Origin of the sequence: Magnetospirillum sp. LM-5 (assembly GCF_902729445.1) — a bacterium.
GTDB lineage: Bacteria > Pseudomonadota > Alphaproteobacteria > Rhodospirillales > Magnetospirillaceae > Magnetospirillum.
Window position 1 is genome coordinate 39,925 of the sequence record NZ_CACVCE010000003.1, and the last position, 13,615, is coordinate 53,539.

Below are 13,615 nucleotides of genomic sequence, written 5' to 3' on the forward strand. Positions count from 1 at the left end.
TTTTTCAAACCGAGGCATCGCGATGCCTCCCGAGAGGGAGATATCCGATGATCCAGTTTGATAAGCGGCTCGTGTCGAAGAAGGAGCTCAAGAGCGTCTGCGGCATCCCGTATACGCCTCAACACATAGGGCGCCTCGAAGCGGCCGGGAAATTCCCCAAGCGGGTAAACCTGGGGCCGGGTCGGGTCGCGTGGGTGATGTCCGAGGTGGATGCGTGGGTGAGCGAGCGTATTGCCGAACGCGATACACCCTCTCACGAGACTTCCTTTTGACGGGGCGGGGATGGCCGGTGTGCACAACCGGCCATCCCTTTTTGTGGAGGACTTGGGCGGTATGGTGGTGGCGCAAGAGCTCGCGAAAGCCTTCGGCGGTGATGATTGGGAGGCCGTCAAGGCGGCTATGGGTTTGGTAGAAGCTGCCGGGCTCTGGCGAGATGCGCTTTTGCTCGTGCGAGATATCCGCAGGCCTTGCCCTGCCGTCGCTCGCGCTTTCCACTCCGTCTGGATCGAACGTGGGCACAGAATCCGTGAGCATGTAGGTGACGACGTTGCAGTGCTTGACGCCCTGCACATCCTGTTACCCCCCTATGAAGGCGGTACCGTCACCCTGTATCGTGGGGAGAGCTTCGAGCGATGGAATGCAAAGCGATGCGGGAGTGCGTGGACTACCCGAGAGGAAGTTGCCCGCATGTTTGCTCGGGGCCTCAATGCGGTGAAGCCGGATGGCGGTATATTGCTTGTAACGGAAGCGCTGTCGGGGGCGATCATTGCCGCCCCGAATGAGCACAGCATCTATCTCGGAGAATACGAATACGTCGTGGATCGTCGGAATCTAACCGCCGTCCATCCCCTGGAGCGCTTCCCCGCGATTTGAAATATCGGGTGCGGTGACAGTTGGAAAGTCCGGTCGGATTGCCCCGAGGTACGCAAGAGCCTCTGCCCGTATGATCGGATCGGAGCACCATGACAGCCCGCCCTCGAACCGCTTGGCAACGAAGGCCGGAATGGCTCGGGCGGCAAGATGCTCTCGAAATCCCTGTTCGAGGGCTTGGCGTTCCTCCTCCGGCTGTCCGTCGATAAACGCCATGATGGCGGCTTTCTCGTGGGCACTGTCTGCCTTGCGTCTGTTCGCTGTCTTGGCCTCAAGCTCCTGGCGTTCATGTTCGGCTTCCAGCTCGCTTTGACGGGCCTGGGCTTGGTCTTGGGCGAAGAGGGTAGGTTGCGGCCTCCAATCCCCCTCAATGGCGCTGCGGAGCCATCCGGCGGGGTTGTCGATCTTCTCCTTGCCCTTGATCCGGCGGGCAAGGTCGGTGGCGGCCCATTCCACAAGCTCCGGGTCGTGGGCCTGGACGATGGTGCGAGCGGCTTCCTCGGTCATGCCGTGGGATTTGAGGCGGGCAACAAGACGGCCAAGGCGGGGATCGCCGCCCATCGCGTCCGGGGTCGCGGCCTTGGTGTTCTTGGTGATGCGGAAGCGCAGCGCCGTGACCTTGCGCCCGGTCTTGATCTCCTCGTAATCAAAAGCGATATCCGTCTTGGCGTTGATCTCCCGCCGCGCCGTATCAACGACGCGCACCCGCAAATCCTTATAAAACGGGTAGTCGCTGGCCCCGATGCCGCAAAATCAGCGGAGGTCGGCAATGGTGACGAGGCGCGAGCCAATGGAGGCGTATTGCTTCAAAAGCTCATAAACCCGGATGGCGTAGGTGCTTTTCATGCCGATGGCGTATTTGAGCGCCACGGTGGTGAAGTTTTTTTTGAGGTCGAGGAGATAGGGCATGAGGGCAGGGGCAAGGCAGATTTCCACAAGCCCCTCGTTCCAATGGTATTCCGCCGAGGCAATCCAGGTGGCCTGGATGGTGACGTTGCGCCCGATATCCTCAAGGTCGATCTCGCGCTTGCGCAAGCGGCCCGTCACCTCTGCAATCTCGCGGTAGAGCCGCCCGCCGCCGTCCGATATGCCGATGAATTTGGCGAGGTCGGCGATCCGTACCCGGTAGCGCTTAAAATCCTTGTCATCCGGGCCGATCTCGGAAAACAGCCACAAGAGAATCCGTTGCTCTTGCAGGGTGAGGCGATAGCGGGCCTCGATCAAGTTATTGTGGCGCGTCACCAAAGCCTTTTCCGTCGGCTTGGTGATGATGACGTCTGACATGGTGGGGATTTATGAAGTAATGCGGCCATTGTATGAATAATGGGACGTGAGTCAAATCAATGTCCCAATTCACGGGGTATTCGTCCCACTTCACGGGGAAAATGTCCTTTTTGAGCGGGGAAAACGTCCCATTTGACGGGGTTTTTGTCCCAATTAGTATTGAGAAACGGCTTGTAGTATGTGAAATCAACAGATGGAAAACATTTAAAAGATTATAAAACAAGAACAACACCGCGTGCGTTTGTGTTGTTGTATTTCTGAGTTTTCTTTTAAGCCTCCTCACGGGGGCAATCGCCAGACACGCGAGCAACGGCCTAAAATCAGGGATAGGGGCGTTTTGTGGTCGTGTCGGCTATCTCCGGGCCTCCGGAGGTCACTCGCCTCTCTATGGGCCTAAAAAGCGGCCTATCGACCAAACAGCCGGGCGAGCAACCCCGGCTTGTTGGGAGGCGGGAGGAGGCGGGTCGTCAAATCGTCGTGGCGCTGGCGTAGATCGGCAAGCTCTCGCTCGTAGCGTTCGGCGCGTTCACGTTCGGCCCGTTCACGTTCTTCCGCTTTTCGTGCCCGCTCCCGGAGTTCTTCGATCAGCTCGGCCCGGATTGGTTCCGCCACGACTTCGGCGGTAGTGGTCGCGTCGGTTCGCGTGGTGGGCATGGCTTTGGGCGATCAGAACACCCGGATCAGTTCGGCCATGAGGAAAAGCCGCTTGCCGCTCTCCAGGCGGATTTGATCGCGGCCAATGTCGCCGGAGGCAATCTTGCGCTCGATGGTGCGCTTGCTAATGCCGAACGCCTGGACGGCTTCGGAAAGGGTAATGGCGGGCTGTGTCATGGTGTGCCAAGTAACGGGGTAAAATGTCCGGTGGCACTGTGCCACCCACGCCAGTTTATTGATTTATCAGGAAAATCAAGTGTGACAGGCGGTGCCGTGTTGCAATATTGGCATTGTGCCAATCGTGCCTATTCAAAAATCCGTGCCGGGCTCTTGTCCGCAAGCACCCATCCGTTGCCGAAATCCTGTTTCACATTTTCGAGGCAATTGAAGGCGATAAGCTGGAACGAGCGGCTTTCCGGAAATCCGGGGGTTTCCATGAGCCGATCCATAACCCGCTTTGCCAGGGCGGCAGAGCTCGAAATGGACAGCACACGCCCCGCCGTCTCGATCCCGAAGGCTTTGGGATATGCGTCCGTTTCAAGGGCTTCATGATGGCCCAACAATTGCCGGGCAACTCGCTTGGTGTCCGGGAAATTGTGGATTTCGAGCGCCACGGCCCGTTGCTTGGTTCCGGTATCGAAGAAAAGAAGCCCGTCCGGGATGATGTAGTGGTGGCTCGGGAGATCAACGCGGCAGACCGAGCGCATCCGATGGGCACCGCTTCCCCGATTCGAGCCGGTCTTGTCGAACTCGTGGCGCATCTCCATGCACTCGCGCCGATCATCCGCCGCAATCCAGGCGTCGAAGGCAATGCAGGCGTCGATATAGGCGGATCGGTGCTCGAAATCCTTTGAGAACTGGACGCCCCCGACCGGGTACAGGATTTCCGACACGTCCCGCCGCTCGATCTCGGCCACCACCTCGGCTCCCAGTTTGGTGAGGGAGTAGACGCGGGGAATTCGCCCGGTTGTCGAGAAACGGGGGAATTCGTGGGCTTGCACGAGGTTGTCAACTTGTCGTTTACACAGTGGTGCGAGCACGTCGGAGCGGATATGCGATGGGGCTTTGGCAATACCGGCATCGACCATCTGGCCAACGGTGAGATAGCGATAGCGGGCAAGCGCGAGCAAGGCCCGTTGCTGGGGTAGGGAAAGGGCGGCAAGCGGTTGGGTGATCCGTTCGCGCCGCCTGGTTGCTCGGGTCTTTGCTCCTGGTGTGGTTGGTTCGGTCATGGATGAGCCGTGGGGTTAATCGATGGGATACTGCGCTTGGGCAGAAACGGGAATGGCCGTGGCCGAGATCGCGGCGGGGGTGCGGTAGAAGCGCGAAATTTGAGCCTCCCGAAGCTTGGCCCATGCCTCTTTTGAAATCGCCCCCTTGGTCTTCACACGGTGCGACGGCATCCGGACGATTATCCCGGATCGGGCTCGATGGCTCTGCGCCTTGATATGGAAAAAACCCGTGGTGAGCTCCTGGAGCTCGCCCAGGTCGGCCCCGGTTTCCTCGGCCATGCGCTTGAGGGTGAAAACGGCATTCTTGCCGGTGATCTTCACCCCTGTATTCCCGAGGATCGCCCTAAGCAAGTCCGGGCTCATGCCATCCCCGAGTATCTGTTGCGCGAGGGTGAGATGCACCCCGAATTTTCGGGCCTCTTTCAATATGAAGGCAATGCTGTCCGAGATGTAGTTTTGGCACTCGTCAACGAACACATGCACCGGAACGCGCTCATTCTCGGGAATTCGCCCCTGTTTCAAGGCAAATACCTTGAGGCGGGCGATGATAAACTTTCCGATAAGGTTGCTCGTTGTCTCTCCGATGTCGCCGCGTCCAAGCCGAAAAATAACCACGGCGCGGCGCTTTAATAGCGCCTCGAAATCGAAGGTGCTTTTCCCCGAAATCATGCGCAAAAAGACGGGGTTTCCCTGGAACGCCTCAAGCAAACGCATCCGGATGCCGCGCTTCGTTATATCGGAGCTCTTATCCATGAAATCGCGGCGGAAATAGTCGCGGTACATGGAGCCCGTCAATACCTCGTCGGCATACTGTACCCATGCCGCGTTTTTCGTGTCGTCCATGAAGTCCATAAGATCGGCCAGGGTAGAGCCGGGAGCATTCAAGAGGACGGTAAGGCACGCGGAAATGAGCGTGCGCATCTGCGGGGTGAATTCGAGTCCTTCGATGAGCTCCGGAAACACCTCGATCAACTGCTTTACGATGATCGCTATATCGTCCGGGTTGCGCTCTTCTTCCGGGATGTCCAGAGGATTAAAAATTGGCGTCTTTCCGGGGGAAAGCGACGGATCGATATATACGAGCCTCTTGCCGTCCTGGAGCTCCGGCCATTTTGCGACCTGTTCGGCCACGTCTCCATGTGGATCGATCAGGACGACGCCCGTCCCGGTGTTCGCTGCTAAGTAATTGTAGAGTATAACCTTAATTGCCTCGCTCTTTCCCGAGCCTGCGCCGCCGGTAATGTAGGTGTGCCGCTTGCGATCATCTTCGGCAATGGGGAGCTTGGGCGAGCGTTCAAAAAAAACTGAAAAATCTCCGAATTGTCTGCGCTCAGAAAGCGAATATATCCGGCTTCCGAGGCGCCGAAATTTTGTGCGATCCTCTCGCTTTCTTTGCGTTCTTTTTCATATTCGAGAAATTTAGTTTGATAGGCAGTATTTTGCCGCTCGGCAACGAGTGCCAGGGCATACGGGCGCTTGGCCGGGTCGCTCTCGATGGAGCGGGCGAGGGCTTCGATATATTCGGGAGCGGGTTTCAAGGGCTTCGTCACGCCCTGCATGGAGGCGAGGCGGAAAAATTCCTCCCACCTGGGCAGACCCGCGAGCTCCGCAAAACTGTCGGCCACGTCACGACCGAAAGACGGCGTTTCCGCGATCCGGAACGCTCCGAGCTCCAGGCATTCCCCCGAATCATCGGGCGTCCCGAGGTGCCGGGAAAGCGCCGCGTCCAACATCTCCTCCACCGTTTCGGACAACGATCCCCCCTCCCAATCTCCGGACGCACCGGCCATCCATCCGGCCACGGTTATTGCCTCGTTTTCGGCTCACGTTTCGGACAGCGTTCCGGCTATTTTATTGGACAGTCTTGAAAAGTCAAAAAATTCCAATAACTCAAAACACTTACTGCCTATTGGTCAATTCGCATCCCTCCTCATTTCCTCCTTTTCGTCGGTTCCTTCCTGTCCCCGTCCGCCTCGCTCGTGCCTCGCTCGCCTCCCTGGCCCATTCAAGAACCGCCCAAAACTCCGGAACTCGTCGGGACGCCCGCCCATTCGGACGGGCGAGCCAAGAGGCAATCTTTTTCAATGTGTTGCGAGGCGTTTTTTCGGCGAGAAAAATCGCCTCAAGCGCCGTGCTGCCGGAGCTTTTCGATCCAGGCGGCGAGCTCGTCATCCGATGGCCTGCCCGATCCCTCGAACAAGCCGAGCTGCCGAAGGAGCAAAGGAATCTCAATGCGGCTCGTTTGTTGGGCGTGGGAAAACTCGGCATTGCGAAGCTGGCTCCGCAGGGTTTCAAGCTCCCTGATGGCCTGATCGCGGAGATTTTCGTGATCCCGTTCGTTCTGCCGGTGCCGCTCCTTCCGCTCATCTGCTTCCGCCTGGATTTTGGCGAGAGCCCGAGCCTTGATGATGTCGGCCATAGCACCGGAAAAAGCGCGGTTGCTGTCCTCGCCCCGCCGGAGGGCGGACAAGAGGCTTTCATTGAGCGCATTTCCAGTCTTCTCAACGATCTTTCCGTGGAGCTCTTCGCGGAGAATTTCCAGGGCTTGGCCGTGGTTCTGCCGGGAGAGCTCGAGGGCTCCGGCGTTCTGTATGCGGGCCACTTCGAGGGAGGTTTGGGCGGTGAGCGCCGCGCTTTCTCGCTTGAAATCGAGCTCGTCGCGTCCGAGGGCCAGTTGCCCCGCTGCGTGGAGTTCCCCATATTCGACCTTGCGGACTTCGAGGGACATGCGGTCGGCGTGGTGTCGATCTTCTTGGTATAGCCGCTCTGCTCCCTGCTGGAGCTTGGCACTTTCAATCTGGGCGTCCAGGTCAAGCCGGGCGCTCTTAATCTGCAAATCGGCTTCGGCCTGGAGCCGTTCGAGATAGGCGGCGGGGTTTAAAAGATCGCCGAGCATTTTGCGCGTCGTCATGGGCTACCCTCAAATCTTCGAGAGCTTGTCGAGTTGCCGATCTTGGCGGGCCTCTTCCTTATCGGCAACGTCCGCCGCGATTCCCGCGAGCCCGTGGGCTTCGGCAATCCGGAGCTTGGCCAATGCCTCCGCCTTTTGCTTTTCGATTTCAGCTATTTCATGAGCGGCCCGAACCTTTCGTCCTTCGGGCGAATTCCAATACGCACGCTCTTCCTCTTCTCGTCGCCGCTTCTCCGCTTCCCGCTCTTCCTCTTCTAACCTTAGCTGTATCCTTTGCTGTATTTCCTCGTTAATAGCTTCTGCCTCCCGCAAGGATTTTCTATGTAAAGCGCGTAATGCTTCCTGCTCTTCATTAAAGCGACCGGTCACATGATTTGTAATAATATATGAAACTGAAATAATTACAAATGTTGGGATGTATGATTTGACCCATTTATTGATAAAGTCACCCAAGGTATGAGGAGAGTTAATATATGCTATTGCGACGGCTCCAAGTCCCACAAGAACAATGGCAAACCAAAGAAATAACAATATCCGCTGAAGCGGCATAAATATGTTAATCATGATAGCGCTGCGGAAACTGCTGCTCATGGCGAATTGTCTCCCCCCGGATCACTTATTGTGATCCGCAAATTTTTGCAGAATCGCAAGGGGAGTCAATGGTTATCAAAGGCAAGGCGTGGAGCCGTTAATCGCAATTCACGTCGGACATTTTTGAAAAAAGATAGTTAATGAGTAGTATAAAACTCAAAAACGTTTGTATATAATGCAGATATTCGTAGACTGTTCAATGTATAAAGGAACAATTGTCTTTTTACAGAACCCCATGAAACCGCACTCCATACCGCTATTCGTCGCCTATTACCGCGTCTCGACTGATCGACAAGGCCGCTCCCAGCTCTGACTTGATGCACAACGCGAAGCGGTTTTTCAGTACGTCGAGCGGATCGGTGGCGAATTCACGGGGGTATTCGTCGAAGTGGAGAGCGGGAAACGGGCGGATCGCCCGGAGCTCCAAAAGGCGCTCGAATTATGCCGCCGGAAGCGGGCAACCATCATTATTGCCAAGCTCGACCGCCTCGCTCGATCCGTCGCCTTCATCTCGAACCTCATGGAAAGCCGGGTCGAGTTCCTAGCCGTCGATATGCCCCAGGCATCCCGCCTCACGATCCACATCCTCGCCGCCGTTGCCGAACACGAACGGGCCATGATCTCGGAGCGGACAAAGGCGGCAATGGCGCAAGCCAAGCTCCGAGGCGTCAAGCTCGGCAATCCCCGGCTTGATAGTGGGGAGGCGACGCGGGCGAATGTCCAGGCGGCGGATGCCTTCGCCCGCAAGGTCTACCCGGTCATAGAGGACATGATTGCCGAAGGGCTCTCCCTTCGAGCCATGGCGCGAGAGCTTAACGAGCGGGGTATGCGAACCCGCACCGGCAAGCATTGGGCGGCAAGCACGGTGCGGAATGTGGTTTTGTGGAATGGAAGGCTGGTTTAAGGGGTCACAGAATATCCAGTGGTGGCAGGCCATTGACGATCTTCATGGTCTCCAGGCTTACCGTAATCACCCGCTGGAAGAGCTCCAAGGGATAGGCCGGATTGTTCATGGTCTCATTGGCCCAATCGTTGGCGTCGTTCTCGATGCCGCTTTCCTTGTGGGTGGTGACGGCTTGGCGCTCGATCACCCATTCGAGGGCGGGTTTGCCGTTGACGACGTATTCGTAGGCTTCGAGCGGGATGCCGGTCATGGTGACGTTGTGGTTATAAATCACCGTCGTCTTGTCGTGCTTCGCCCCATTGGTTCCCTTGGCAAATTTCATCTGCACCACGCGCCAATCGGCGGGGGTGAAGCCCTCGCGAGGCTTGGATAGGACGAGCTCGACGGGGTACGGGGTGACGCTCTCATAGCCGACGTGCAATTCGGCCAGGGCACGGCCAGCCTGGACGAATGCCCGGAAATCCTCGACCGTCTTCACGGCGGGGATGCGTGGCAGTTCCTTCTTGAGGTTGTCGGCATAGCTGGTGCGATAATCCTCGGAATGGAGGATGCCGTAGACGTAATAGAACAGGTCGTCCTTGGTGATCGTCTCTCCGGGATAGGCTTGCCGGAAATGCTCCAAACCGCCATCGGTGATCGCATCGCGGCGCGTGTACTCTGTCCGCTCCGCCGCCTCGAACAGGTCGTCATCCTCGGCAAAGAGGTTGCGTTGCTTCTTCGCCCCGGTCGGGCGCTTGGGATCGGCCTTGGTCGGCTCGTAGACATAGCGAGGGAAGCACTGGATTTTTGCGGGGCCCTGTAGGTCGGGTATCAGATCACTAATGAAACACGCAAAATCCATGGTGGCGCCCATGCCAACGACCCATATGACACGGTTACGCGTATCTATATTTGGAAAAATTTTAGGCATTTGATAGACGCGATTGTTCATAGTCCTGTTAAAATACAGAAACGCCTTAGAGAATGGCCTAAAATGACATTCGACAATGGAATTTTCATCAAATGAATACCTCTTCATGGAAGCGATATCAATTTTTTGCTGAGCATCCCATGAAAACTTCTTGCCATCTCTGTTGATGAATTCATCAACCCTATCGGGGTCAGCGCAATCTTTGACAAACCTGTCAACCTCTGAGTTGTAAAATTCAATTGAGCGGATGATATTGCCTCTAAGGGTCATTTTAGAAAAATTATAACACCAAGCATCTCTATTTGTTTTTATTCCGCTAGAATAGTTATCAAATAAAACTAGCGCGTCATTCCCCTTTTTGTCTCCAAGGAAAATCATATCGGCAATGCATTCATTCCTCTTATTTAGCCAATCGCCGTGCTCATCGGGGATGATTGCTTCCCATCCATTCGCGTCGGAAATAGCTGCAATGCTTCCAAATTCGGCAATGCACTTGAGCTTTTCATCACGGCTCATATAGCTCCCAATATTGCGGAATAGAATTTTGCCGTGATCGCAGGAGTTTGGATTCTTCACGAGGATGGAGATGGCAATAGGAGCCCGACTACCGCTAGCGAATATTTTTCCCCCTTCTTTGCGCGATAATTCTCCCGAGGTACGCTGGTTGCCGCGCAGATGGAAGACATAGAGTGTGCTAAATTCCTCAGCGAGACACTTCCTTAAGCCGTTGGCTGCATTGCCCTCAATCCATCCAGCATTGCTGACAATACCAATAATTCCACTGTCACCTATCCGATCAGAAGCCCATCGGATGGCTCTGATATAGCTATCATAGAGGGAGTTCTGAAGGGTGGCCGAGGAGTGAGCCGCATAAGTGGCGCGAATTCTTTGGTCAAGAATCGGATAATTGCGATTTTGATTGTTATCGTTGGCGCTTCCTTGCCCGGCAGAGTAGGGAGGGTTACCCATGATAACGCGTATATCGAGATTCCGTTGTCGCGCCAGCCGGGTACTGTTGTCGCGAGAAGTCGTCCTGTCGAAAAAGCTTTCTTTGCCAGCAGGCAAATTGAAAGTGTCAGTTAAACAAATTCCGTTGAATGGCGTATAATCGCCGCCTGCAATGCTATGGTACACCTGTTCGATGTTGATCGCCGCGATGTAGTAGGCCAGAAGCACGATTTCATTAGCGTGGATTTCGTTCTCATATTTATGAGAGAGCTCTTCCTGCGTGATAAGGCCGCTTTGTAGAAGGCGGGTAACAAATGTGCCGGTACCGGTGAATGGATCGAGGATGTGGACGTTCCGGCTCCCGAGCGTCTGGCCGAATTCGCTTTGGAGCACGTCGTTGATGGAATGGATGATGAAGTCCACCACTTCAACCGGCGTGTAGACGATCCCCAGGCGCTCCGCCATTTTGGGGAAAGCATTATGAAAAAATTTGTCGTAGAGCTCGTAGATTAGCTTTTGCTTGCCCGCCACTGTTCTGGTATCCGCCGCCCGCCGCTTCACGCTTTCGTACATGCGGGTGAGTGTTTCGGATTCCTTCTCCAAGTGGTGACGCTCCAGGACGGAAAGGACGCCCTGCATTGCCTTGGAAACCGGGTTATGTTCCGCGAAGCTGTACCCCTGGAATAGGGCGTCGAAAACCGGGCGGGTGATGAGGTGCTGTGCCAGCATCTCAATCGCCTCGTCGCGGGAAATACTGGCATTCAAATCCGCGTGCAAATCTGCAAGGAAGGCGTCGAATGCCGCCATTTCCTCGACATTCTCCGGGTTGTCCAGGATCGCGGTCAGGCGGGTGATGTGGGTGCTGGCGATATCGGCAATGTTTTTCGCCCATTCGTCCCAATACAGGCGGTTGCCGCATTTCTGCACCACCTTTGCCAGGATGGCGCGTTCGATATCTCCGATCTCGAATTCGAGCTCGCCTTGCTTCGCGGTGCTCTCGGTCGTGACGGCCTTGCCGATGGTGTGATTCTTTTTTGCCGCCTGCCCCTGCGATTTCAGGCCGGTGGATTCCTCGCGGCGGGGCACGGCGATCTTGTCGGTGACGGCGATCACCTCCATTCGGGCGCGATCCTGGCCATCGAACTGCATCCGGTTAATCATCGCGTCGAACCGGTCGTCATGCGACCGGAGCGCCTGCAAGACCTCCCAAACGACACGATAGGTCTGGTTGTCGTTCAGGGCTTCATCGGGGCTCTTGTCGGCAGGGATCACCACCGGGAGGATCACATAGCCGAGCTTTTTATCCCCACCGTGGGGCTTGCGCATGACGCGCCCGACCGATTGCACCACGTCAACTTGCGAATTGCGGGGCGTAAGGAAGAGCACGGCATCCAATGCCGGGACGTCCACGCCCTCCGACAGGCACCGGACGTTGGATAGAATGCGGCAGGTGTCTTCGGGGGCGGGGGACTTGAGCCATTCGAGCTTCTGGTTCTTCTCCGCCGCACCCATTCCGCCGTCCACATGATCCGCCTCGCACCGAAGACGGCTGATCGCTTCTGGGTTCTCCGGGTTCTCTTTCAGAAGTTCGGCGCGGTACTCGTCGATCACCTGGGCGAAGCTGGCGGCAATGTGCTTCGAGCTGATTTTGTGGGTTTTGCCGCCCTTCTGCAATTCGATCACCTGGGCGAATGCAACGGCCCGCCGCATGGGGGCGGGATCGAAAGCCAGGTCGTCTTGCGAATCCATCTTGGACAACGCCCGCCAGCACCCGACGATCTTGGCCGCGTCGTTGACGTTGATGCTGTTCTCCGCATCGGCAAGGAGCCGTTGCAGGCTTTTGCTCACATGCGCTTCGCTGATCGTGAGAACGATCACCTTGTAATCGCAGAGGATTTTGAGGTCGTTGACGGCTTCGGAAAACGACAGGGTGTGCAGCGTCTTGCCGAAATCCGCCTCGGTATCCATGGAATAGAGAACGATGCTATCGGTCTGAGCCTTGGCCTTTGCCGCCGTGCCGTAAACCCGTGGCGTTGCGGTCATATAGACGCGCTTGTTGCCCCGGATCACCGATTGATCGTGAACCTTCACGAAGGCGGATTCGTCCACCCCCTCGAAGGTCGCGCCGGTAGTGCGGTGCGCCTCGTCGCAGAGTATCAGGTCAAATTCCGGCAATCCGTGGGCGTGCTGCGCCTGTGCGATCACGTCGATGGAATGGTAGGTGGAGAAAACGACGCTCATGTGCTCACCGTCCTGGCGGTGCAGCAGGGCGCGAGCGAGCGAACGCGGGTCGGTCGTGGCAGGATACTGGAGCTCATGCGCGAGCATCTCAAAGTCGTCGGAATCCGCCCGCCGTTTTTTCCCGACTTCGCTATCCGAACAGACGGCATAGCTGTGCAGGGGGATGCCCGCCTCTTGCGTCCATTCGGTCAGAGTTTGGGAAAGAAGGTTGAGCGAAGGCACGAGAAAGAGGACGGTGCCACCGCCGCCCGCCATGCGTTCGGCCAGACGCAATGCGGTGAAGGTCTTGCCCGTGCCGCAAGCCATGATGAGCTTGCCCCGGTCGGCATCCCGCAAGCCGTTCATCACGTTGTCGATGGCGGTTTCCTGGTACTCGCGGAGCTTTTTGCCTTCCTTGAGCGGAGCCGCTCCGGTTTCCGGCGTGTAGGCCGCCCAATCGATCTTGCTGTTTTCCAGGTCGTACAGGGAAAGCAGATTGACCGGCGGGAACTGATCCGCCACCGCGTCTTGAAGCTGGTGGGTGCTGTCCGTCGTGGTGTGGACGATCAGACGGCGGGCAAAGTGCTTCTTGCCGGAGGCGGTGAAGAAGGTGCCGAGGCTCTTGAGGTAGAGCTTGGCGTCATCGGCATAGAATTTAGCCTGGATCGCGTGAAGATCGCCCTCGGTGGTTTCTGCGACAAGATCGATTCCGGCATCCGCTCCCGGATCGGCGTTGCCACGCTTCACCCATTCCGCTCGCCATTCCTCCCAGAGCCACACCTTTCCCGCGTACAGGTCGGCGTAATACGGCTCCTGGGTCAGGTAGACTTTGACAAGACGTTCGAAGTACGTCCCTTTCTCGCGCTCCGTCGCGGCGGTACAGCGGAAAGTCTCCAGAATGGCGGAAAGGGCGGACATTCGGATAGGCTCCAGCGATCAAAGGCGGAAAAGATGGCGGTTCGGATAATACCCGCCCTTGTGGTTGTGTCCAGGTTTGGGAATCGCGCCCAATGCCTTTGGTGGTATTCCGTTCACCTCGACCGATAAATTTGGAAATCGGCGGTCGTGGTATATAATGTCAGGGATACAAG

The 13,615-nt window shown here is 56.6% G+C and carries 13 protein-coding genes and 1 pseudogene; 4 read left to right on the forward strand and 10 right to left on the reverse strand.

The window, feature by feature from the left end; all coding sequences use genetic code 11:
• The first annotated feature begins 47 nt into the window (after positions 1-47).
• Both MTBLM5_RS02505 and MTBLM5_RS02510 read left to right on the forward strand, forming a co-directional pair.
• Entirely contained in the window at positions 48-272 is a 225-nt protein-coding gene (locus MTBLM5_RS02505; RefSeq protein WP_096704782.1) for an AlpA family transcriptional regulator, read from the forward strand.
• 10 nt (positions 273-282) lie between these two features.
• Complete coding sequence (locus MTBLM5_RS02510; protein ID WP_173974232.1) at positions 283-873, forward strand: hypothetical protein; 591 nt, start codon at positions 283-285, stop codon at positions 871-873.
• Here the strand turns inward: MTBLM5_RS02510 and MTBLM5_RS19165 are convergent.
• The 9 genes from MTBLM5_RS19165 to MTBLM5_RS02550 all read right to left on the reverse strand — a co-directional run bounded on the left by MTBLM5_RS19165 (position 832) and on the right by MTBLM5_RS02550 (position 7,542).
• Positions 832-1,614, reverse strand: a complete 783-nt coding sequence (locus MTBLM5_RS19165; RefSeq protein WP_371813995.1) for a hypothetical protein — start codon at positions 1,612-1,614, stop codon at positions 832-834. The genes MTBLM5_RS02510 and MTBLM5_RS19165 overlap by 42 nt on opposite strands.
• A gap of 9 nt (positions 1,615-1,623) precedes the next feature.
• On the reverse strand, positions 1,624-2,154 hold the full coding sequence (locus MTBLM5_RS19170; protein ID WP_173974234.1) for a replication initiation protein: 531 nt from the start codon (positions 2,152-2,154) through the stop codon (positions 1,624-1,626).
• A 405-nt stretch (positions 2,155-2,559) separates the two neighbouring features.
• Entirely contained in the window at positions 2,560-2,808 is a 249-nt protein-coding gene (locus MTBLM5_RS02525; protein WP_173974235.1) for a hypothetical protein, read from the reverse strand.
• 12 nt (positions 2,809-2,820) lie between these two features.
• Positions 2,821-2,985 carry a hypothetical protein gene (locus MTBLM5_RS02530; RefSeq protein WP_173974236.1) on the reverse strand — a complete coding sequence of 55 codons (165 nt, stop codon included), beginning with the start codon at positions 2,983-2,985 and terminating at the stop codon, positions 2,821-2,823.
• Between the two features lie 128 nt (positions 2,986-3,113).
• Positions 3,114-4,040 (reverse strand): hypothetical protein, encoded by a 927-nt coding sequence (locus tag MTBLM5_RS02535; protein ID WP_173974237.1) that lies wholly within the window; start codon positions 4,038-4,040, stop codon positions 3,114-3,116.
• Positions 4,041-4,055: 15 nt separating this feature from the next.
• Entirely contained in the window at positions 4,056-5,315 is a 1,260-nt protein-coding gene (locus MTBLM5_RS02540; protein WP_371813996.1) for a type IV secretory system conjugative DNA transfer family protein, read from the reverse strand.
• A complete protein-coding gene (locus MTBLM5_RS18810) occupies positions 5,219-5,794 on the reverse strand; it encodes a hypothetical protein (protein ID WP_254430872.1) in 576 nt (191 codons plus the stop codon). Before MTBLM5_RS18810 ends, MTBLM5_RS02540 begins: the two co-directional genes overlap by 97 nt.
• Before the next feature lie 368 nt (positions 5,795-6,162).
• Positions 6,163-6,951: a hypothetical protein gene (locus MTBLM5_RS02545; protein WP_173974238.1), complete on the reverse strand. Its 789-nt coding sequence runs from the start codon at positions 6,949-6,951 to the stop codon at positions 6,163-6,165.
• A 9-nt stretch (positions 6,952-6,960) separates the two neighbouring features.
• The gene (locus MTBLM5_RS02550; protein WP_173974239.1) at positions 6,961-7,542 is read right to left on the reverse strand and encodes a hypothetical protein; all 582 of its coding nucleotides are present in this window, start codon (positions 7,540-7,542) and stop codon (positions 6,961-6,963) included.
• 325 nt (positions 7,543-7,867) lie between these two features.
• On the opposite strand from MTBLM5_RS02550, the pseudogene MTBLM5_RS19025 reads away from it, so the two are divergent.
• Together MTBLM5_RS19025 and MTBLM5_RS19030 are read left to right on the forward strand one after the other, a co-directional pair.
• Positions 7,868-8,200, forward strand: a pseudogene (locus tag MTBLM5_RS19025) (recombinase family protein); the annotation flags it as partial.
• Between the two features lie 111 nt (positions 8,201-8,311).
• A complete protein-coding gene (locus MTBLM5_RS19030; protein WP_256367153.1) occupies positions 8,312-8,446 on the forward strand; it encodes a recombinase family protein in 135 nt (44 codons plus the stop codon).
• A 4-nt stretch (positions 8,447-8,450) separates the two neighbouring features.
• On the opposite strand, the gene MTBLM5_RS02560 is transcribed toward MTBLM5_RS19030, so the two are convergent.
• Positions 8,451-13,442: a type ISP restriction/modification enzyme gene (locus tag MTBLM5_RS02560; protein WP_173974240.1), complete on the reverse strand. Its 4,992-nt coding sequence runs from the start codon at positions 13,440-13,442 to the stop codon at positions 8,451-8,453.
• Between the last annotated feature and the right edge of the window lie 173 nt (positions 13,443-13,615).